The following is a 19,986-nucleotide window of genomic DNA, read 5'->3' on the forward strand; positions in this document are numbered from 1 at the left end:
TCAGGCAACTGTGGTCTCGCGGCGCCGCTTCGAACGGGCCGGCATCTGCTGTTGTTCGGCCATCTCTCGTTGGGCGCGGATGCGATCGATTAGTGCCGATGCCGGTTCGTCAGTAGGGTCCTGGGACACAAGTTCCCCTCGGAAAGCCTTGGCAAGAATTGATTGCTCAAACTTGTCGAACTGTTGACGCTGCTCGACGATCTGTACCTGCTCTGCGCGAGCAAGAGCGGCGGTTGCCCGTGTCACTATGAACTTCATCTCTTCCGCTGGCGCAATCGGGATGGCCAATCTGCGAACGTGCTCAATGTTCAAGCGCTGTACCGCGTTCCCGAACCTGAACTTGTCATACTGACTTCTAAGAGTAGAGGATAGAAGTGCAAGGCGAAGGTACTCACCTGATAGCCATTCAGGCGGCCGAAGCCGTGCGGATGACTGGGTGATGTTACCGCCGTCGAGTTCGTCCGGTACGACAATCACCTTGCCGATCGTGCCCACGATTGAAAGCACGATGTCACCGCCTCGCAGGCTCGCCCTTTGGTACTGCGCCGCAATTGACGATGATGTTCTCTTCATGGACGTGAAGTCGATCGTCCCGTCGGAGTTCATGTCTACGGGCCGGATATACGGAACGCCGCCCTGTACATCATCACCAGGGAGAATGATTCCGTAGACTACGGGTGCATCGAGCGGGCAAACCTCCTCGATTGAAGCCCAGGCCCAACCGCTGGGCAACGCCTGCAAGCCGCTGTCGTCGATCTGTGCCGGGGCCTCGTACTTCGTTTTCCATTGTTCGTCTTTCGGCACCTTGCCTTTGGCCTGCATCCGCTTCAGTTCTGCCTCTTCCCAGCGGTGACGGCGCTCGGTGCGGATCCGCTCCAGGAACTTCGAGGCGGGTTCCACATCGGGGTTCTTCTCTCGCCAATCCCGTGTCAGGTCGCCTCTGAACGCGGCTGCGAGCACCGATTGCCGGAACTGCTCCAGCAGCGAAGGAACGACATCCAGGGCACCCTTCGCCCGGCGGCTACGAGCCAGAAGGGCTTCGAGCTTGGCAACAATGCGACGCTGCTCGTTCCTTGGAGGTACGGGAACGTTGATCTTGCCAAGAGCAGTCTGGTTCACTTTGGGAAGGACTGTACGCCCCTGTTCAAGCGATACCCTCGCGGTGAATTCGTCCGACAGCAGCCATCGCAATAGGAACCCAGATTCGAGCCACGTGGACAATGGGTACATGTCCGCGCTGCAAAGTCCCTCGAAATCTGCAAGGACGGCCTTAGCGAGGTAAGGCCGAATCTTTGAATACAAAATCTGACCAGAACGGAACCGATGCTTGGGACTGGTCACTTTGTCTGCAGCTACGGTCACATAAGGGAGCAGTCGCCCTGTCTTTGACTCGATGTGATTCGGCGCGATGTGAGGGGCGTCTGGAAAGTCCCTAGGGTCAACAAGATTTGACTCGATAGACACCACATCATCGAACGGAACCCACATCCATCCTGGCGGCAGAGGTCGAAGGCCTTTCATTTCGTCTCCATCGAATCAGCCTCCAGAAGTGAACCCAGTTCGCCAATATGCATCAATGCCGTCTGGAGTTGCTGGCGGATCTCTTCGGCTAACACCGCTGGCTCTGGTAGGTCATCACCGTTGCCTTGCCCCTCATCCTTGAGCCAGAGCACGTCCAGGTTGTCGCCCCGGGTCTTGATCTCCTCACGCGAGAACTTCCGAAACCGACCTTCGGCGCCCTGGTCCTTGCGCCTGCTCTTGCCGTAGGCATCGGCCCCGAACGCCTTCTCGAAGTCCGTGAAGTGCTCTCGCAGAAACGGCGTTCGCTTCCCGTAGGCGGGAGCATTGGTCCGCATGTCGTAAAACCAGACGGCCTTCGTGTTGCCCTTGTCGGTCTGGCCACGGGTAAAGAACAGCACGTTGGTCTTCACTCCCTGCGCGTAGAAGATGCCCGTCGGCAGTCGCAGGACGGTATGCAGGTCGCACTTGTCCATGAGGTCGGCGCGGATCTCCTGGCCGACGTTTTCCTCAAAGAGCACGTTGTCTGGGACAACGATGGCCGCGCGACCAGCGGACTTCAGGCCCCGATAGACATGTTCCAGGAACGCGAGCTGCTTGTTCGAGGTCGGGAACGTGAAATCGTCGCGCTCGGGTTTGCCGCCGCCCTTCTTGGTTCCAAACGGCGGGTTCGTGATGATGATGTCTGCCCTCGGCAAGTCGCGCCCGACTGGCGAGAGCGTGTCGCCGAGGATCAGCTCACCCTCGAGGCCATGCAACGCCATGTTCATCAGGGCCAGACGACGGGTCTCCGGAACAAGTTCCACCCCGTAGAACGCCTTCTTCCGCTGGAACTCCTGCCGCTTTGGATCGGCGAGGTCGAAGTAGTTGTCGGTCTGGGCGCGGACGTACCTGTCGGCGGCGATCAGGAACCCGCCCGTGCCAGCGGCAGGGTCCTGCACGGTCTCACCGGGCTGCGGCTTCAGCACGGAGACGATCGCGTCCACGAGGGGCCTGGGCGTGAAGTACTGCCCCGCCCCGGACTTCACCTCGGTGGCGTTCTTCTCCAGGAGTCCTTCATAGAGGTCCCCCAAGTTCTCCCGATCCACCCCGTACCAATCGAGTGCATCAAGGGCCTTCACGAGCGCGTTCAGGTTCTTCGGGTGGCGAAGAGCCGTACTTGCGTTCGCGTAGATGTCCTGGACGCGCGTGCTTCCATGGGTGCCGAGATGGAGGAGTAGTTCTCGGTAGAACCGCAACTGCTCCATGCCCTCTCGCCGGGCAAGGTCATCCCAACGGTATCCCTTGGGGAGCTGCTCCTCCCGCTTCGTCTCCTTCGCCATCTTCAAGAACAGCACGAAGGCCAGCTCGGCAACGTACTGGTGGTAGGTGACTCCGTCCTCGCGGAGGAGCGAGCAGAGGTTCCAAAGCTTCTGTACAAGGTCGTTCGCGTTCGTATTCATCCCGTCGCCTTGTCACCTTGTTGCCAGAGGGCGGCGCTCAAGTCAGCAAGGACCTGTTCCAGCCGGCCCTCGAAGACCTTGTTGATGTGGCCAAAGCCGCCGCTGGCCTCGAACTGACCTCGGTCGAGTGCCTCCTTGTCCATGACGGTCTCGACCTTGAGCTGCTTGGCGATCCGCTCCAGCCACTTCCGTTGCGGCGGCGTCCAGGACTTCGACTCCAGCACCTTGCGGAGGGCACGATCCACACGCTCGGAGTACGGAACCAGCGCTTCTCCCAACGCCCGCTGGCGAATGAAGCCAATGATGGAGGCAGCGATGTCCTGGTTCGTCATGTCTCTCCAGGCTGTCTGGAGCGAGGTCTCGTTGTAGCCCGCGCTGTCGAGCGCGAGCTTGAGCTCCTTGAGCTGCTGCCGCGTCAGCTCGCGAGGGCGCTGGCAGACCACCATCAGCGCCGGCAACACGTTCTGGTTCTCCCGGATGAAGGTCTCGAACTCGTCCAGGTAGTCCTTCGGTCTTACACGGCCCGGCCCATAGCCCCGCTCCACGGCCCTCAGGCTGTCCTCATGGCTGCTCACGTAAAGACGCGGCCCTGGGCCCGTCGTGGCGTCGAGGACTTCTCCAATCTGCTGGTGCGCCGAGAACCAGGCGGCCACTTCGGCTGGGGACTTCTCGCGGAGCAGGGTCAACAGGTCAGCGACGGGCATTCCAGCCGCTGCCTCGAAGGAGTCTGCGGACGCCCCCTCCAAGAGGCGGCGCTTGCGCCGCAGCTTCACCACGAGTTGATCGATGACCTGCCGTTGTGAGGACTCCTCCTTGAGACGAAGCACTTCCTCGATGAGCCGAGCGAATGTGAAGGACGGGTTCACGACGACGGGCTTCATCGACGTGAATGGCTCCAGCGCATCGTAAAGCTCCACGGCGTCGAAAATCCGGAACACCTCCTTGCCGATATCGTCGCAGCGGCGAGTGCCACGCCCCAGCATCTGTTCGTACAGGATGCGGCTCTTCACCCTCCGCAGGAACACGAGGTTCACGATGGGCGGCACGTCGATGCCCGTGGTGAGCAAGTCCACGGTGACGGCAATGCTCGGTTGCTTCTCATTCTTGAAGCGGCGGATGAGCTGAAGCGGCTTGTCCGAGCTGCCGGTGATCTTCATCACGGCGTTGTCATCGACGCCGCCATATTGCGCGTCCAGCGCCTTCTTCAACGCCGCGACCACGATGTCCGCGTGCTGGTCCGTGGCGCAGAAGACCAAGGTCTTTCCGTCAGCGGAAGGCTCAATCTGCCGGGCCAGCTCCTCGCAGACCACCCGGTTGAAGTTCTCTGTGACGACCCGCGTGTTGAACGACTCCACATCGAAGGACAGCTCGTCCTTCACGTGAATGAGATCGAGCTGCTGGGTCTCGGTGTTGTAGGCCGGAACCTCCTCCCCCACGGCCCAGTGGATGCCTCCGTCGGAGAGCTCCGTGCTGATGCGGATCGGCGGCTCATGGTCCACGAGCCAGCCATCGATGACGGCTTCCGGGTAGCTATACGTGTACACCGGCGCGCCGAAGATCTGCGTGGTGTGCAGCGCCGGCGTCGCCGTCAGACCAATCTTCACGGCGTCGAAGTAGTCGAGGACGCGACGGTACGTGCTGATGTAGTCATCCTGGCTTCGGAAGCTCAGCTCCGCGTCGCTCATCTCCCGGTCAAGCGTGTAGCCACGATGGCACTCGTCCACGACGATACAGTCGTAGTCGTCCACCGTTAGCCGCTCCGCGTCGTCGCTGTAGAGGAGCCGCTTCACCATCCCCTGGACCGTGGCGAAGTGGAGCTTCGTCTCGGGGTCCGGCCGGACATCCTCAAGGCCCTTCACGTTGAAGATGTCGGTGAAAGTTTGAAGGCCCTCCAGGCGCGCGTGTTTGAAGGCATTGATGGCCTGCTCGCCGAGCGCACTTCTGTCCACGAGGAAGAGCACCCGGCGGAAGCGCCGCGTCTTCACGAGCCGATAGACGAGCCCGATGAACGTGCGCGTCTTTCCGGTGCCAGTGGCCATGGCAATCAGGCAGTCACGGCGCCCCGTCTCAAGGGCGGCTTCGACGGCATGAATCGCCTTGACCTGATAGTCGCGCAAGCCAAGGTAGTGGCTCGGCTCGGAGCGAAGCGCCGCCTCGGAAGACTCCCGGTCCTGTTGGAGGAGTTCACGAAGCCCTGAAGGCGAGTACCAACCGACAAGCGCCCGGGGGTGGTTGGTCGGGCGCCGCGCATCGAGGAAGTGAATGCCACTCTTCGTTTCGAGCTGGCGCAGATACGGCCTGCCGTTCGTCGCGAAGAGGAACGGCACCCGGTACTTGCCCCAAGGGCCATCGGGCGGTGCCTCTTCCCCCTGGCGCTGGTACCCCTCGCTGTACCGCTTCGCCTGCTGGACAGCGCCTGCAACATCCTTCCCGCGACGCTTGGCTTCGACCACGGCCAGGACCTCAAGACCGTGGAAGAGAACGTAATCCGCGGGTCCGCTCTGGGTTGGCCACTCCGCGATGGCCAGGTTGCGTCCGCGCTGCGGCCGGGCGCCGGCCTTGAACGTGAGGTTCTGGGAGTCAGCCTCCCAGCCCACCTGACGCAACTGTTCGTCGATGAGCTGCCGCGTGTCGGCCTCATCCAGGTCCAGGGAGGCACCTGCGGCCTGCGCCTGTTGGACCATGAGATCGAGCTGCCGCGTGGGCGTCGCTTCGGCCTGAATTTGAGCCGCGTCGAGGCGCCCCTTGAGCTTCGCTTCCGCCTCCTCCGCGAGCGCCTGCCAAACCTCGCGATCTTCCGCGTCTCTCCGAGCCCGCTCTTCGGCACTGAGGCGCCGCCTGGACTCTTCAGCGGCGGCGGCCTGGGCGGCTTCCGCACCCAGTTTGGCCTGGGCGAGCTCAGACCGAAGCCGCTCGAGTTCTTGAGCGAGGGCCTTGGTCTCCAGCGTCGGGTCAGGTGGAGGAATGAACGGCCCAGGGCTGAACCCGCGGTCATCACCGAAACTCCGGTGGAACCAGATGGCCAGTGCGCGGGCGAGCTTCAACCCGTGGAGGGCCTGGCTGTGCGTCCCGCGAACTTCGTGTGCGGCGGCGTTACCGGTCCGGCGAAGGTCGTGGAGAACCTGACGAACCTCGGCGGTCAACGCACCGCGCGAGTCGAGGGCTCGGATGAGGTCCACCTGGCTCTGATTCGAGGAAGCGAGCAGGCCAAGGTTCGCAGCGGCTCGTTGCGCGAGCACCTCCGCGAATTGCCTGAGCTTCATCAGACACGTGGTGGGGTCCTCGGTGAAGTACCTCTCTGCTTGCGCCCCAAGCGCGACGAGCAGGGGATCATGGGACCGCAAGAACTCGAAGTTCGAGGAGCGCGGCTGGAGAGCGGACACCCCTTGAGTCTAATCCCAACCGAATTTTCTCGAACTACTCGTTTTGAGACGGGTCACAACTACCCCTCCAGTCCCATTCCCCTCACAACGGCATGCGGCCTCATCGCCCACCCTCGCGGCCATTTCTCCGCGCGATGCGGCCGGAGGGTTCGCTCACCGCGATGGCTCCCTCGCGTAGCGCATCCGTGCACAACAACAGCAACCTGCAATCGGTGGTGTCGCAGGTGTCCGCCGTGGTGGGGCGCGCCGAGGCGCCGCCCGTGGAGCCGGCTCCGCCTGGAGCTGGTGGCGGCACCTGAGTACGGCGGGGGCGCGGCGTCAGTCGCGCCCCCGTTGTCATTACGGCTCGTCGAGTGCGTCGAGCTGAATCTGGGCTTGTTCGCGGTAGAGCGGCACGACCTCGACATCCAGCAGTGCCAGCAAAGGCGCGCGTGCGGCGTCACGGTCGCCAGCCTCTTCGTGCTTCCTTGCTTCAATGAGCGCACGCGACAGGCGTCGCGAGCCGACACGGATACGCTTCGCAATCTCCTTGAGCAACGCAGCGGCGCTCACGTCGCCTTGCAGTGCGCTGGCTGCTTCTTCGGGCGCGATGGCCACCTCGGCTGCTGTGTCCCGTAGCAACGCGCGGGTTTCGTCCGTGAGAGCGAGTGGCTCCCCTAAGTCGGCAACCCGGTGATTCAGCTCCCAGATTTGGTTCCAAAATTCATATTCCGGCATGTGGGGGCCCTATCTGCGCTTGCGGCATTCGTGGAATGGCCACTGCTTCTGTCCTTCACACAGTCGAAAACACGCGTAGCAGTCGCCCTGCCAACGCGGCTTCTTCTCGTCTCGGCAGGCGACGTAGGTGTTGATGCAGTGCTCCTTCCATCCGTCGTCGGCGTCATCGTCCTCTTCCTCTTCTGCCTTCTCATTCGCGCGCTTCATGGCGGCATCCATGGTCCCCACGTAAGCGGCGGCCTCGGCTGCCGTGAGGCCGCACGCATCGGGCACGCCCGGGTTGCGCTGGATGCAGCACGAGACGGTGTCAGTGCAGGACGCCAGCGCGTAGGCGTCGCGACGGCCCATGTCGCGGCGACCAACGGTGCCGGTGGCGCTGCTGGAGCAGCCCAGCGACATGGCGGCCAAGAGGCACATCAGGCCAGGTGCGGCGTTCTGTTTTCGCATGGTGCGAGGCCTGCTCATGGCTCCGTTTCATGCGTCTATCACCCCGGATGGGCAGTCGGCAGGGGTAGACCAGCCCCACGATTTCTATGTCGTGCCTGCCTGGCACGCTGCCCGCGATGCGTCACCCCAGGGCGGTATTTACCGCTCCCGGAACGTGGTAGAGGCGGTCTGTGCTGGTACGGCACGACGGTCCTCCAGCACATGAAGCCCGATGCGCAGAAGACCGTCAGAAGCCACCTTGCCCTGCGGTGGATGCGCTGCCGTCTCGCCCGGTCGGGGGTGACATTGCGGTTTCCTGCATTGCCGGTGGCGATGCCGGACGCCAGGGCACGGGCCTTCCTGTCCGTCCAGCGGCGCCATGGGCCGCGCATCAGCAAGGCGCTTGGGCTGGAGCCACGTCACATCAACTGGAGTTGATGCGGCACAAGAACCTGAGCAGCACGGAGCCCGCGTAGTTGAAGGGAGTCGTGAACCCAAAAGAAAATGACGGACGCGCAGAACGCTTGAGTCGGGAGCAGACGGTGATTGAGTGGCCCCCGTGACGGCTTCCACCGAGACACAACGGGCCATTCAAGCAGTCTGGCGAATCGAGTCGGCTCGGCTCATCGCGGGGCTCGCGCGAATGGTGCGCGACGTGGGCCGCGCGGAGGAGTTCGCACAGGACGCGCTCGTCGCCGCGCTCGAGAAATGGCCGGAGACGGGCGTCCCGGACAACCCGGGCGCGTGGCTCATGGCCACCGCCAAGCGCCGCGCCATCGACGAACTGCGCAGGGGCAAGCTCCTCGAGCGCAAGCACGCGGAACTCGGTCACGAACTGGAGTCGCTGCAAGGCACGGCCGCGCCGGACCTGGACGCCGCGCTCGACGACGTCGTGGGCGATGACCTGTTGCGATTGATGTTCGTCTCCTGCCACCCGGTGCTCTCCAAGGAGACACGGGTGGCGCTCACGCTCCGGCTGCTCGGAGGCCTGACGACCGAGGAGATTGCCCGCGCCTTCCTCGTCCCCATCCCCACCGTGGCCCAGCGCATCGTCCGGGCCAAGCGCACGCTCGCGGAGGCACACGTCCCCTTTGAAGTCCCCGATAGCGAGGAACTGGCCGCCCGCCTGTCGACCGTTCTCGAAGTCATCTACCTCGTCTTCAATGAAGGCTACGCGGCGACGGCCGGCGATGACTGGATGCGCCCTGCGCTCTGCGAGGATGCCCTGCGCCTGGGCCGAATCCTGGCGGGGCTCGCGCCAAAGGAGCCGGAGGTCCATGGCCTCGTCGCCTTGATGGAGATTCAGTCGTCCCGCTCACGGGCGCGCGTCGGGCCGAAGGGCGAGCCCGTCCTCCTGCTGGAACAGAACCGGGCCCTCTGGGATCAACTCCTCATTCGCCGGGGCCTCGCGGCGCTCGAACGCGCCGAGGCGCTGGGAGGCGCCCAGGGTCCCTATGCGCTCCAGGCCGCCATCGCCGCCTGCCACGCCCGCGCGCGCACGCCCGAGGCCACGGACTGGGCACGCATCGCAGCGCTCTACGACACCCTGGCCCAGGTCGTCCCCTCCCCTGTCGTGGAGCTCAACCGGGCGGTCGCCCATTCCATGGCGTTCGGCCCGGAGGCGGGGCTGGCCCTCGTGGACGCGCTGACCTCGGAGCCGTCACTCCAGGGCTACCACCTGCTGCCCAGCGTCCGCGGAGACCTGCTCGGCAAGCTGGGCCGGCTCGACGAGGCCCGCGCGGAGTTCGAGCAGGCCGCCGCTCTCACGGGGAACGCGCGAGAACGCGCGCTGCTCCTCGCGCGGGCCGCCGCCTGCGCGCGCGGAAGCGGACGTTCCTGAGCCCGGTGGACGCCCTGGAGTGGACCGCCCCTGCCCGGCTGTTGTAAGCGCAAGGTGCCGGAGCGGCCCGGGTGAACGCCGGTCACCGCAGTCATGGGTGGCGGGAGGAAAGTCCGAGCTCCAGAGGGCAGGGTGCTGGCTAACGGCCAGTCGAGGCGACTCGCAGGAAAGTGCCACAGAAAACAGACCGCCCGTTCCGCAAGGGGCGGGTAAGGGTGAAACGGTGCGGTAAGAGCGCACCGCGTCCGGGGTGACTCGGACGGCTCGGTAAACCCCACCTGGAGCAAGAGCCAATAGGAGCGCGTCCTCGCCGTACGGAGGACAGGGATGGCCCGTCCCATGCGTTCGGGTTGCTCGCTGATGAGGCCCCTGGGCAACCAGGGCCCTAGATGAATGTTCACCGCCCATCCCGAAAGGGGTGGGAACAGAACTCGGCTTACACGGCCGCTCCGGCGTTTTTCGTGAACTCAAGCAGCGACGGCTCGTCGGGCGCATCCCACTGAATCTGGGCGAGCTCACGGTAGGAGGGGACAGCCTCAACCGCGAGCAGGTCCAACAGCAGTGCGCGTGCGGCGTCAAGGTCGCCTTCCTCCTGGAGCCTGTTCGCGGCAGTGAGGGCACGCGTCAGGCGCCGAGCCCCCGCCCATCTTTGAGGACCAGGAGATGAAGCGTGAGTCCCCAGACGCCCGCTCAGGCGCGACTCAACGCGCCACGGGCACCTGGCCCAGCAGGATGCGGTCCTTGCCGTCGTTGCGCACGGCGTTCGGGTTGAGGATGCGCAGCCGGGAGTCCGTGCGCGGCTCCCAGAACCCCAGCCAGATGTTCAGCGCGCGGGCCGTCGAGCCGGGCGGCACGTAGATGGGGAACTCGTCCTTCACCGTCTCACCGGGCTTCCACTGCGACGTGGGCAGCATGCCGCCCGCGGGCTTGTGGTCCACGTTGATGCGCTCGGCGCGGCCGTCCGCGTCCTCCACGTGGACGAAGATGAGGTAGTCGTCGTCCATGGCCTGGAGCACCTTGAAGTAGAGCGCCACCTTCGCCTGGTCTCCGGGCGTCAGCCGGCCGGGCTCCACCGTGGCCCCCACCAGCTCCACCTTGCCGCCCAGGTTGGCGCCGCTCTTCACGGACAGGGGGGGCACCTGGGTGACGGTGGCCGCACGCCGCTCCTGCGCGCTCGCGCCGCCGGGCGCCTCCACGATGCAGGCGCTGCCGAGCAGCAGGAGCGACGGGAGCAGGACACAAGAGGGCTTGAGACGCATCACGACCGGGTTCTACCCGGCCACGGGCGCTGCATCCACCGGCGCGTTGGTGTATGCGAACCCGCGCACATGAAGACGCCCAACGCCCTCGACACCCTGACCGCTCAGGTGCCGCCCGCCCCCTCTCCCGCTCCTACCCCGGGCGGGGGTTCCACGCAGCCGGGCACCGGCACGCCCCCCTCGGACAGCTTCCCCGCGGGCGACGTCGTGGGCATTGGCGCCGCCGCCCTCTTCGTCCTGCTGATGGTGCTGGCCGCCCGGAAGCTGTTCTTCCGCAAGCGCCCCGAGGAGAAGAAGCCCCCCACCGTCCCCCCCGCGGCCGAAAAGCCCGCCCTCCCCGCCGAGCAGCCCCGGCTGCGCGTGGAGTTGCCCCCCTCCGAAGCGGAGGCCGCCCGGCTCCGCGAGGCCGAGGCCGCCCACGACCGCGCCGAGGCCCTGGCCCGCCAGCGCACCGAGGCCGCCCAGGCCGCCCGCACCGCCACGGACGCCGCCGAGCGCGCCCGGCTGGAGGCGGAGGCCCGCACCCTCAAGGAGCGCGAAGAAGAGGAGAAGCGCGCCGAGTACCGCGCCAAGAAGGCCGCGGACGACGAGGCCCGGGAGCGCCGCAAGCGCGAGCAAGTCGAAGCCCAGCGGCTGATGGAGGAGGAGCGCGCCCGCGAGGCCGCCGCCGCCGAGGAAGCCCGCCGCGCCGAGGAAGCCGCCGCGCGCGCCAAGGTGGAGGCCGAGGCCGGCCGCACCCTGGCCCAGGGCCTGGACAAGACCCGGAACCAGGGCTTCATGGCCCGGCTCAACGGCCTGTTCGGCCAGCAGCGCCAGGTGGACGAGTCCGTCCTGGCGGAGCTGGAGGAAATCCTCTTCACCGCCGACATCGGCGTGCGCACCGCCAACCACCTGGTGGAGGTGGCCCGCGAGAAGCTCAAGCGCAACGAGCTGAAGGACCCCGAGCGCATCAAGGGCCTCATCCGCGACGAGGTCGCCCGCATCTGTGACTTGCCCGTGCCGCGCTCCCTGGAAGGCGGCGGCCCGCCGCACGTCGTCATGGTGGTGGGCGTCAACGGCGCCGGGAAGACGACGACCATCGGCAAGCTGGCCGCGAAGCTCACCGGCGAGGGCAAGAAGGTGGTGCTGGCCGCGGGTGACACCTTCCGCGCCGCCGCCACCGAGCAGCTCGACGTGTGGGCCGAGCGCGCCCAGGCCCAGTTGGTGAAGGGCGCCGAGGGCGGAGACCCCAGCGCCGTCATCTTCGAGGCCGTCAAGAAGGCGAAGGAGGAAGGCGCGGACGTCCTCATCGCGGACACCGCCGGCCGGCTCCACACCAAGGCTCCGCTGATGGAGGAGCTGAAGAAGGTGAAGCGCGTCATGGACAAGGCCCTGCCCGGCGCGCCGCACGAGGTGCTGCTGGTGCTGGACTCCACCAACGGCCAGAACGCGATTCAGCAGGCCAAGCAGTTCCACGAGGCCGTGGGTGTCAGCGCCATCGCCCTGACGAAGCTGGACGGCACCGCGAAGGGCGGCGTCGTCATCGGCATCTGCGACGAGCTGAAGCTCCCCGTCGTCTGGGTGGGCGTGGGCGAGAAGGTGGCCGACCTGCGCCGCTTCGAACCGCGCGAGTTCGTCCGCGCCCTCTTCGACTGAGGGCCCGCGTCACTCCCCCATCAGCCCGGGGATGAGCTGCTCCAGCAGCTCCTTCGACTGGGCGTCCATCTCCTGGAAGGCCTCGAAGCCCTGCATGCCCTGGAGCGCCTCCAGGTCCATGCCGGGCAGCGACTGCAGGGCCTCCAGTCCTTCCAGGCCCTCGAAGCCCCCCAACAGCGACTCCAGACGGGGCTTGCCCAAATCCTCGTCGCCCTTCGCCTCCCGCCACCAGCGCGTGCGCAGCCGCTCCAGCGCGCTCGCGTTGGCGGGGCTCGCCTTCGCCAGCTCCTTCGTGAAGCAGTCCTTGCACGTCCACTTGAAGCGGTACGTGTCCACGTAGGCGCGCAGGGCCTTGAGGAAGGCGGCGTCTCCCACCAGCTTCCGCGAGGCGTGGTGCAGCAGGGGCGCCTTGCCGTAGACGAGCGCGCCGTACTCCATCTCATCCGCGAAGTGGCCCGTGGGCCGGTCCGCGCGGCCGTCCTTCCCACCCGTCATCCGGTACAGGTGGTACTGCCCCACCAGCGTCTCCTGGCGCACCGACTCCGCCACCTTCTTGCCGTGCTTCCATTCGAGGTAGAGGAGCGCGGCGTACTGGGCCAGCGACTCGTCCACCACCGGCTCCAGGATGGGGTCCGAGCCCACGAGCCCCGCGAAGTACTGGTGCGCCACCTCGTGCGCCACGGTGAACTCCAGCGTGCGCTCCATGGCGCCGTTGAGCTGCCCCAGCACCCCGCCCCCGCCCCCGCTCTGCCCCAGCATGCCCAGCATCGCCTCCAGGTCCTCCATGCCCGGCATGCCGCCGCCCAGCATCTCGGAGGCCCCCGCCGCGCCGCGGTACAGCTGCGTCGCGATGGTGACCAGCCCCGGGAACTCCATGCCGCCCGCGCCTCCCGACAGCGGCGCCTGCACCACGCGGAAGTGCGTGTACGGCAGCGGCCCCAGACGGCGCTCGAACTCCGCCAGCATCGACGTGGCGTACTTCAACACGCGCTCGCCCGCGGCCTGGTCCGTTGCGGCGTAGTGGCTCTCCACCGTGACGCCATTCACCGTGGCGGTGGTGCTGGCGTAGCCCCGCGACACGAAGAGGGGAAAGTCGCGCACCGCCGCGGCGGCGAAGGCGTAGCGCACCCGCCCATCCCGCTCCGGAATCTCACCCATGGGCACGCCCGTGGCGTGCACCGCCCAGCCCGAGGGCACGGTGACGGTGGCCAGCACGTGCGCCGGCTCATAGAGGCCCAGGTCGCCAATCCCCTGCGGCCCATCCCAGGGCTGGCCGTTCTCGCCCACCGGAGGAACCTGGGGCACCACGCCCACCAGGCTGATGAAGTCCGCCGTGGCGGAGAAGGCCCCGTGGTCGCCGCCCGAAGGACGCCCGCCACCACCGCCCATCAAACCGCCGAGGAGTCCTCCTGCGGCCCCGCGCGAGGGCGCGGCGGCGCGCGGCACCAGGCCCTCCACCGCGACGTCCAGGACCGCGGCGGCGCCCGGCGGCACGGGCTCGGACTCCAGGGACAGGCGGTACAGCGTGGGCTCCGGCCGCTCCAGCTTGACGGGTCGGCCTCCCAGCTTCGCGTCCGACAGCGTCACGCGGCGGCCCTGCGCGTTGGGCGTCATCCGCAGGTACAGCTCGGTGAGCGGACGCTTCCGGGCCAGCACCTCCACCTGCACCCGGCCCTTCACCCCACGAGTCTCCGGGTCCACCTCCAACTGCACGCGGTAGAGCGGCAGCTCCTCCAGGGGCCCCAGCGCCTTCGCGGCCCGCTCACGCTCGGCGGGCTTCAGGTGCTGGAGGCACAGCTGCACCTCGGGAGAAACCAGGGGTTCCGCGGGCGCACGGCCCCACGCCGGCGTCCCGGAGAGCGCACACCACAGCAGGCACCCATGGAGGAAGGTCCGCATCCGGCCATGCTAATTGACCCGGGTCACCCCTGCTCATCTACCCTGGACCTCCCATGCATTCTCGAACGCTCGTCATGGCCGCCACCCTGGGGCTGATGGCCTGTGCGCGGCAGGTGCCCGCCTCGGCCACGCCCACCTCCACCTCGACCGAGCCCCGTGCCGTTCGGCTCCTGCTGGACACGCCCGCCCGAGAGACCCACACGCTGACCAAGCTGCGCGAAGACATCGAGGTGGACGCCACCGAAGGCGAGCGCACGCCGCGCGTCGTCGCCACCGGCCAGACGCCCACGCTGAGCCTCGACGGACACCGGGCGCGCCTCTACGGCGACGCGAAGGGCACGCTCGGCATCGCCGTGGACAACTTCCTGCTGCTGGAGGTGCTGGACGCCAGTGGACAGGTGACTCGGCGCGCCACCGTGGGCTTCACCGAGGCGGTCCACATGGGCCGGGAGCAGGTGGACAGCGTGGGCCGCCGCGCCTTCAACTTCGAGGCGGGCGAAGTGGACATCACCCACCTGCTGCCCGACTCCGCCCCCTTCCAGGTCCGCGCGACCGCGCTGGACACCTGGGGCGTGGGACGGGTGAGCGACGTATACCTGCTGCTCGCCCCGGGCAGCCGCGCCGACAACGACGACCTGCGCGACCAGTAGAACCGTGGCGCCGTCCCGCCCACGTCGAGGGCGGGACGATTCACGACCGCATCAGAAGCGGATCGCGCCGGCCGGAGGAGGAGCCTGAAGCCGCGCACCGCCACCGCGCACCGAGCGGATGCCACCCAGGACGGCATCACAGTCGACGGAACCGCACACTTCCTTGGAGGTCAGCGGGCTGGCGCCACCCTGCGTCGCCATCACCGCGCCCACCGTGCCGGCGGCGACCACCGCGCCAATGCCGGCCCACACGTACCAGCGGCCGTACCACGGCTTGGAGCCCTCCACCTCGGGCGTCTCCGGGTCCCCTGCGAACGACAGGCCCGGGGCCGTGTCGTCGTCGGGGTCCAGCTTCGAGGACGGCTCCAACACCGGGCTCTTCGGCACGTCGGCGGTGGCCACGGACGTGTCCAGCAGGGGCCGCAGGTTGCCCGTCACCTCGTACGTCCGGCCCGCGAAGACGGTGATGTTGTGCACGTCCGGCTTGAAGCCCGGGGCCCGGAACTCAATCTCACGCGAGCCCGGGCGCAGCAACACGTTGGCCTGCGGCACGGCGCCCACCTGCTGCCCGTCCACCATCACCACCGCGTCCGCCACGTCCGCCGTCAGCGTGGCGAAGCCCATGGTGGCGTCCATGGACACCAGCACCTCCGCCTGCGTGCCCGACTTCACGTCGATGCGCCGCGTGAAGTCGGCGTAACCCTGCCGGCGCACCAACAGGTGGTGCTCGCCCGGGCGGACCTCCACCGGCACGACGGCCGAGGAGAGGACGCCGAACTCCTTCCCATCCACGAACAGCTTCGCGCCGCGCACGTTGCCCGTCATCCGGACGAGCACCTCCGTCTTCACGGGCGTCAGCGGCGCCAGCAGCAGGTCATCCTCGGCTGCGGGCTTCTTGCTTCCCTTCGCGGGCGCCTTCGCGCGCGCGGGCTTCTTGGCGGGCGCCTTCGCGGGCTTCTTCTTCACCACCTTGGGCTTGCCCGTCTTGGGCTTCGACGGCGAGGTGAGCGGCGCCAGGAAGTCATCCTGCGCGAGCGCGGCCGAAGGGGCGGCCAGGACAGTCACCAGGGCGAAGACGACGATGCGGTGGAGGCTCATGACGAACCGAAGGTTAGAGAGTCATCCCAAGGGAATCAAACAGAGTCCCAGGGCATTGCGGATTGGGAGAATATCCGCGCTCCATGCACCGCGTCCTGCCCACACTGGCCCTCCACCTCAGCGTCCTCTCCCTCACCGCGTGCGCCGCGAAGGCGCCGCCCCGGACGGAGCCCGTGCCGCCGCCTCCACCCGCGGTGAAGATTCCCGCCGGCTGCGAGCAGAACCAGGGCGGCGAGTACCACCACGCGGGGAACCCGGCCTTCCGGTACTACGGCGACGATGATGGCAGCACACTCTCACTCGCCGTCGTTCGCGCACATGACTCGGCAGCGGTGGACGCCCCGGACGCGGGCTCGCCGTCCATCGTCCTGCGGCGCACCCCCGCGGGCTTCGTGGGCGAAACGCGTGCCACCGGCTTCTCCGGCGCGGGGACACCCTGCCCCGTCACCTTTCCGACAGAGGTGGTGCGGTGCACGGACGCGGGCCTGACGCTGCGCTCGGCGACCAGCACCTCCATCGACGAGGACTGCCGCACGGCGCCGTCGGGCGCCCCCAGCGTGCGGCTGGAGCAGGTGCTGCTGCGGGGCCCGCCGGACGCGGGCACCTCGCCGGACGCCGGCACCTAGAAACGCGAAAGGGGTGAGGCGGCGCGGTGCCAGCCTCCCCCCCAGCCTTCCCGAAGGAAGGATGCCGCTCAGGCCGCGCGGCGGGGCTGCTCGTCGGCGGCGTCCACCGCGGGGGTGGACTCCACCAGCTTCATCCGGCCGGACAGTCCCTGCAGGAGGCTGGAGCTGCCCACGTACAGGAAGCCCGCCAGGAACAGGACGATGAAGGGCACCGACGTGTAGATGCGCGCGTCGATGGCGAACCACAGCGCGCCGGTGAAGTAAGCGGCGAACAGCAGCTCCACCAGCGGCAGCAGCGACTTGCTGCCCCGGTACGCCTTCTTGACGGTGACGGCCTTCTTGCCCTCGGCGCCCGTCTTCGGCGTGCGCGCGAAGCCCGACTGCTGGTTGAGCAGCGCCTCGGCCACCGCCTTGGCGTTGCTGATGGCCATGCCGATGCCCAGGCTCATGAGGAACGGCAGGTACTTCACCCGCTCCCACCCCTTCGCGCCGCGCTCACGCTGCGCCGCCACGTAGAAGAAGCAGACGCTGGCGGTGGCCGTGAGGAAGAAGGGCAGGTCCAGGAACAGCGTGCCGTAGAGGCCGTGCTGGAAACGCACCACCATGCTGATGGGCATCAGCACCGACAGCAGCACCATCAACAGGTACGCCATGTTGTTGGTGAGGTGGAAGAACGCCTCGCGCTTCACCACCAGCGGCAGGTCGCTCTTGAGAATGGTGGGCAGCAGCTTCTTCGCCGTCTGGATGGAGCCCTTGGCCCAGCGGTGCTGCTGGCTCTTGAAGGCGTTCATGTCCACCGGCACCTCGGCCGGGGAGATGACCTCGGGCAGGAACACGAACTGCCAGCCCTTCAACTGGGCGCGGTAGCTCAGGTCCAGGTCCTCGGTGAGCGTGTCGTGCTGCCAGCCGCCCGCGTCGGAAATCGTGTCACGGCGCCAGATGCCGGCGGTGCCGTTGAAGTTGAAGAAGCAGCCCGCGCGGTTGCGCGCGGTGTGCTCGATGATGAAGTGCCCGTCCAGGAAGATGCTCTGGGCCTGCGTCAGCAGCGAGAACTCACGGTTCAGGTGGCCCCAGCGCACCTGCACCATGCCCACCTTGTCGTCCGAGAAGAACGGCACGGTGCGCATCAGGAAGTCGGGGCTGGGCACGAAGTCCGCGTCGAACACGGCCACGAACTGGCCCTTCGCCAGCTTCAGGCCGTTCTCCAGCGCCCCCGCCTTGAAGCCCTGGCGGTTGACGCGGTGGATGTAGACGATGTCATGCCCCTTCTGGCGCTGACGCTCCACACACGCCCGGGCGATGCCACACGTCTCATCCGTCGAGTCGTCGAGGACCTGGATTTCGAGCAGGTCGCGCGGATAGTCGATGCGGCACACCGACTCCACCAGGCGCTCCACCACGTACATCTCATTGAAGATGGGGAGCTGGATGGTGACCTTGGGCAGCGACTCCAGCTTGCCCTTTGGCGTCGGCAGCTTGAACTTGTGCCGGTAGTACAGGAACGCCATCCGGTACCTGTGCGAGCCGTAGACTCCCAGCACGCACAAGAGACTGAAATAGACGCCCAGGAAGATGATCTCGACGGTGGTCATCGGTGACGCTCAACCCCTGCCACAGCCCAGAGGGCCTGCGGTCCTTCCGTGCGGGGCGGCCCGGCTGATTCCGTCTCGCGCGGACCGGCGCGAGATGGGTCGTCCAAGCCCCCACATCGTATGTACCCGAAAAGACAAGGTTTTGACCTTCGGGGAGTGATCGGCGCCGGACAATAGGAATGCGTTCAAGGCCGTGTCAAACTATTCCCCGGATTTGAACGTTCCGTTCACGGGGCACTGACACCCTGCGTCACTCCGATGACACCCAGCTTGTGTCCCTGGCGCCGGGGTTGAAACAACGCCAGGGGTTGACCGACCTGCGGGGTCAGCTCACCGCGCGGCGAGGTGCGCCCAGGCCCGGCGGATTCTCTACGGCGGGGGCCTCCAGGACACCGGCTTCGTCACGGGTGGCCAGCGCCAGGATGCGCTCCGTCAGCGCGGCGAAGTCCAGCCCCGCCCTGGCGGCGATTTTCGGCAACAGGCTGGTGGGGGTGAAGCCCGGCAGCGTGTTCACCTCCAGCACCACGTCGTTCTCCGTGTCCGAGCACATCAGGTCCACCCGCGCCTGCCCGCGGCAGCCCAGCGCGCGGTAGGCCGCCAGCGCCAGGGCCTCCACGTTGGCCACGCGCGTAGGAGACAGCCGGGGTGGGCAGAAGTACGCGGCCCCGCCCTTGTACTTGGCATCGAAGTCGAAGCCCTCGCGCGGCGTGGCCACCTCGCAGCTGCCCAGCACCTGGCCTCCGACGATGCCCACCGTGACTTCCCGGCCCGTTACGTAGCGCTCCACCAGGGCCTCGCCGCCGAACCGGCTGGCCTGCGCCACCGCGAACGCCAGCGCCTCCGGCTCACGCACCACGGCCAGCCCCACCGACGAGCCGCCGCACGCGGGCTTCACCACGCACGGGAAGCCCAGGTCGCCGTGCAGGGCCAGGGCGCGCCACGCGTCCTCGCGCGCCACCGTGTAGCCATGGGGTGTGGCCAGGTTGTGCAGGCGGAAGAGCCGCTTCGCGAAGGGCTTGTTCATGGCCAGCGCCGACGCCAGCACGCCCGAGCCCGTGTACGGCAGCTCCAGCAACTCCAGCAGGCCCTGCACCCGGCCGTCCTCGCCCATGCGCCCATGGAGCGCGACGAAGGCCACGTCCAGCTCGGCCGCGCGCAGTGCGCGGTCCAGGCCCGGCCCCGCGAAGATGCGGGTCACCTGATGGCCCCGGGACTCGAGCGCCGCCACCACGGCCTCTCCCGTCTTGAGCGAAATCTCCCGCTCCTCGCCCCACCCGCCCATCAGCACTCCCACGCGCTTGCCCATGTCGATGTTGCCTCCTGGGCGGAGCACAGAGCATGGATGATGCCAGCCGCGCGGTGGTGGGCGGAGCGGGACGGTCTCCCTCGGAGACCGCATCGGGTGAGGGGCTTCAACCACGCCGTGCGCGAAGAGCAGGCGTGTCCTCCGGGCCGCGGCGTGGCCGGGGCGCCACGGAGCGGGCGGCCCGCGTCAGGCGCCGCTCCGTCTCCACGCCGCGAGCCGCGGACCTCGGGTGAGGCAGGTCAGCTGGCCGGGAACTCCGGCTCCAGGACGGGGCCCGGTCCGGTGGTGCCCGCGTCATCCTGAAGCCCGGCGTCCAGCTCTTCCGAGCCCGCGTCCAGGTCAGGGGTTCCCGAATCCGTGTTCAGGCCACCGTCGGTGTTCAGACCACCGTCGGTGCCCGCATCGGAGCCGCCATCGGACGGCGCGCCGTCTTCGGGGACACACGCGTTGTCGACGCAGGTGTAGCCCTCCAGGCACTGGTTGAGCTCATCGCAGGGCTGCCCTTCCTCGTCGAAGTCGACGAGGAGGCTGCATGCGGACAGCCCGGTGCTCAGGGCCATGAAAGCAACGAGGTTTCGCAAGGGACGGCGCATGG

At 67.4% G+C, this 19,986-nt stretch carries 16 protein-coding genes, 1 other RNA gene and 1 pseudogene; 6 read left to right on the forward strand and 12 right to left on the reverse strand.

All coding sequences use genetic code 11. From position 1 onward, the window contains the following. From BLU09_RS15385 to hsdR, 3 genes are read right to left on the reverse strand one after another with little or no spacing between them, the layout of a single operon-like run. Nucleotides 1–1,488 carry a restriction endonuclease subunit S gene (locus BLU09_RS15385; protein ID WP_167371087.1) on the reverse strand — a complete coding sequence of 496 codons (1,488 nt, stop codon included), beginning with the start codon at nucleotides 1,486–1,488 and terminating at the stop codon, nucleotides 1–3. 29 nt (nucleotides 1,489–1,517) lie between these two features. Further along, the gene (locus BLU09_RS15390) at nucleotides 1,518–2,960 is read right to left on the reverse strand and encodes a class I SAM-dependent DNA methyltransferase (RefSeq protein ID WP_090490288.1); all 1,443 of its coding nucleotides are present in this window, start codon (nucleotides 2,958–2,960) and stop codon (nucleotides 1,518–1,520) included. Next, nucleotides 2,957–6,343 (reverse strand): type I restriction-modification system endonuclease, encoded by a 3,387-nt coding sequence (gene hsdR, locus BLU09_RS15395; protein ID WP_090490289.1) that lies wholly within the window; start codon nucleotides 6,341–6,343, stop codon nucleotides 2,957–2,959. Before hsdR ends, BLU09_RS15390 begins: the two co-directional genes overlap by 4 nt. 161 nt (nucleotides 6,344–6,504) lie before the next feature. On the opposite strand from hsdR, the gene BLU09_RS38760 reads away from it, so the two are divergent. Next, complete coding sequence (locus BLU09_RS38760) at nucleotides 6,505–6,642, forward strand: hypothetical protein (RefSeq protein ID WP_167371088.1); 138 nt, start codon at nucleotides 6,505–6,507, stop codon at nucleotides 6,640–6,642. 40 nt (nucleotides 6,643–6,682) lie between these two features. Here BLU09_RS38760 and BLU09_RS15400 read toward each other — a convergent pair whose 3' ends face one another. Both BLU09_RS15400 and BLU09_RS15405 read right to left on the reverse strand, forming a co-directional pair. Then, complete coding sequence (locus tag BLU09_RS15400) at nucleotides 6,683–7,060, reverse strand: DUSAM domain-containing protein (RefSeq protein ID WP_090490290.1); 378 nt, start codon at nucleotides 7,058–7,060, stop codon at nucleotides 6,683–6,685. A gap of 9 nt (nucleotides 7,061–7,069) precedes the next feature. Next, a complete protein-coding gene (locus BLU09_RS15405) occupies nucleotides 7,070–7,507 on the reverse strand; it encodes a hypothetical protein (RefSeq protein ID WP_090490291.1) in 438 nt (145 codons plus the stop codon). Between the two features lie 538 nt (nucleotides 7,508–8,045). Here BLU09_RS15405 and BLU09_RS15410 point away from each other — a divergent pair. Then, nucleotides 8,046–9,326: an RNA polymerase sigma factor gene (locus BLU09_RS15410; RefSeq protein ID WP_090490292.1), complete on the forward strand. Its 1,281-nt coding sequence runs from the start codon at nucleotides 8,046–8,048 to the stop codon at nucleotides 9,324–9,326. A gap of 59 nt (nucleotides 9,327–9,385) precedes the next feature. Further along, nucleotides 9,386–9,781: RNase P RNA component class A (rnpB, locus tag BLU09_RS15415), an RNA gene on the forward strand. Between the two features lie 50 nt (nucleotides 9,782–9,831). Here the strand turns inward: rnpB and BLU09_RS15420 are convergent. After that, a pseudogene (locus tag BLU09_RS15420) lies at nucleotides 9,832–10,020 on the reverse strand (DUF2379 family protein); the annotation flags it as partial. A 7-nt stretch (nucleotides 10,021–10,027) separates the two neighbouring features. Then, complete coding sequence (locus tag BLU09_RS15425; protein WP_186817787.1) at nucleotides 10,028–10,585, reverse strand: hypothetical protein; 558 nt, start codon at nucleotides 10,583–10,585, stop codon at nucleotides 10,028–10,030. Between the two features lie 69 nt (nucleotides 10,586–10,654). Here BLU09_RS15425 and ftsY point away from each other — a divergent pair, with 69 nt between their 5' ends. Then, nucleotides 10,655–12,220 carry a signal recognition particle-docking protein FtsY gene (ftsY, locus tag BLU09_RS15430; RefSeq protein ID WP_090490294.1) on the forward strand — a complete coding sequence of 522 codons (1,566 nt, stop codon included), beginning with the start codon at nucleotides 10,655–10,657 and terminating at the stop codon, nucleotides 12,218–12,220. Between the two features lie 9 nt (nucleotides 12,221–12,229). On the opposite strand, the gene BLU09_RS15435 is transcribed toward ftsY, so the two are convergent. After that, nucleotides 12,230–14,119, reverse strand: a complete 1,890-nt coding sequence (locus BLU09_RS15435; protein ID WP_090490295.1) for a M1 family aminopeptidase — start codon at nucleotides 14,117–14,119, stop codon at nucleotides 12,230–12,232. A 53-nt stretch (nucleotides 14,120–14,172) separates the two neighbouring features. Between BLU09_RS15435 and BLU09_RS15440 the strand changes: the two genes are divergently transcribed. After that, complete coding sequence (locus BLU09_RS15440) at nucleotides 14,173–14,769, forward strand: hypothetical protein (protein WP_090490296.1); 597 nt, start codon at nucleotides 14,173–14,175, stop codon at nucleotides 14,767–14,769. Between the two features lie 51 nt (nucleotides 14,770–14,820). Here the strand turns inward: BLU09_RS15440 and BLU09_RS15445 are convergent, their stop codons facing one another. After that, nucleotides 14,821–15,867 carry a PEGA domain-containing protein gene (locus tag BLU09_RS15445; protein WP_090490297.1) on the reverse strand — a complete coding sequence of 349 codons (1,047 nt, stop codon included), beginning with the start codon at nucleotides 15,865–15,867 and terminating at the stop codon, nucleotides 14,821–14,823. An 83-nt stretch (nucleotides 15,868–15,950) separates the two neighbouring features. Here BLU09_RS15445 and BLU09_RS15450 point away from each other — a divergent pair, with 83 nt between their 5' ends. Continuing rightward, on the forward strand, nucleotides 15,951–16,493 hold the full coding sequence (locus tag BLU09_RS15450) for a hypothetical protein (RefSeq protein WP_186817778.1): 543 nt from the start codon (nucleotides 15,951–15,953) through the stop codon (nucleotides 16,491–16,493). 68 nt (nucleotides 16,494–16,561) lie between these two features. Here BLU09_RS15450 and BLU09_RS15455 read toward each other — a convergent pair whose 3' ends face one another. The 3 genes from BLU09_RS15455 to BLU09_RS15465 form a co-directional block, all read right to left on the reverse strand. Then, a complete protein-coding gene (locus tag BLU09_RS15455; RefSeq protein ID WP_090490299.1) occupies nucleotides 16,562–18,085 on the reverse strand; it encodes a cellulose synthase family protein in 1,524 nt (507 codons plus the stop codon). Nucleotides 18,086–18,410: 325 nt separating this feature from the next. Next, complete coding sequence (locus BLU09_RS15460; RefSeq protein ID WP_090490300.1) at nucleotides 18,411–19,391, reverse strand: D-alanine--D-alanine ligase; 981 nt, start codon at nucleotides 19,389–19,391, stop codon at nucleotides 18,411–18,413. A 239-nt stretch (nucleotides 19,392–19,630) separates the two neighbouring features. Next, nucleotides 19,631–19,984, reverse strand: a complete 354-nt coding sequence (locus BLU09_RS15465) for a hypothetical protein (protein WP_090490301.1) — start codon at nucleotides 19,982–19,984, stop codon at nucleotides 19,631–19,633. Between the last annotated feature and the right edge of the window lie 2 nt (nucleotides 19,985–19,986).

The sequence above is a fragment of the Myxococcus virescens genome, from assembly GCF_900101905.1.
Classification (GTDB): Bacteria; Myxococcota; Myxococcia; order Myxococcales; family Myxococcaceae; genus Myxococcus; species Myxococcus virescens.

Coding starts and splice junctions, on each gene's coding strand:
- BLU09_RS15385 (WP_167371087.1), bottom strand. CDS start 1,488: ATGTGGGTTCCGTTCGATGATGTGGTGTCTATCGAGTCAAATCTTGTT.
- BLU09_RS15390 (WP_090490288.1), bottom strand. CDS start 2,960: ATGAATACGAACGCGAACGACCTTGTACAGAAGCTTTGGAACCTCTGC.
- BLU09_RS38760 (WP_167371088.1), top strand. CDS start 6,505: ATGGCTCCCTCGCGTAGCGCATCCGTGCACAACAACAGCAACCTGCAA.
- BLU09_RS15400 (WP_090490290.1), bottom strand. CDS start 7,060: ATGCCGGAATATGAATTTTGGAACCAAATCTGGGAGCTGAATCACCGG.
- BLU09_RS15405 (WP_090490291.1), bottom strand. CDS start 7,507: ATGCGAAAACAGAACGCCGCACCTGGCCTGATGTGCCTCTTGGCCGCC.
- BLU09_RS15425 (WP_186817787.1), bottom strand. CDS start 10,585: ATGCGTCTCAAGCCCTCTTGTGTCCTGCTCCCGTCGCTCCTGCTGCTC.
- ftsY (WP_090490294.1), top strand. CDS start 10,655: ATGAAGACGCCCAACGCCCTCGACACCCTGACCGCTCAGGTGCCGCCC.
- BLU09_RS15435 (WP_090490295.1), bottom strand. CDS start 14,119: ATGCGGACCTTCCTCCATGGGTGCCTGCTGTGGTGTGCGCTCTCCGGG.
- BLU09_RS15440 (WP_090490296.1), top strand. CDS start 14,173: ATGCATTCTCGAACGCTCGTCATGGCCGCCACCCTGGGGCTGATGGCC.
- BLU09_RS15445 (WP_090490297.1), bottom strand. CDS start 15,867: ATGAGCCTCCACCGCATCGTCGTCTTCGCCCTGGTGACTGTCCTGGCC.
- BLU09_RS15450 (WP_186817778.1), top strand. CDS start 15,951: ATGCACCGCGTCCTGCCCACACTGGCCCTCCACCTCAGCGTCCTCTCC.
- BLU09_RS15455 (WP_090490299.1), bottom strand. CDS start 18,085: ATGACCACCGTCGAGATCATCTTCCTGGGCGTCTATTTCAGTCTCTTG.
- BLU09_RS15460 (WP_090490300.1), bottom strand. CDS start 19,391: ATGGGCAAGCGCGTGGGAGTGCTGATGGGCGGGTGGGGCGAGGAGCGG.
- BLU09_RS15465 (WP_090490301.1), bottom strand. CDS start 19,984: ATGCGCCGTCCCTTGCGAAACCTCGTTGCTTTCATGGCCCTGAGCACC.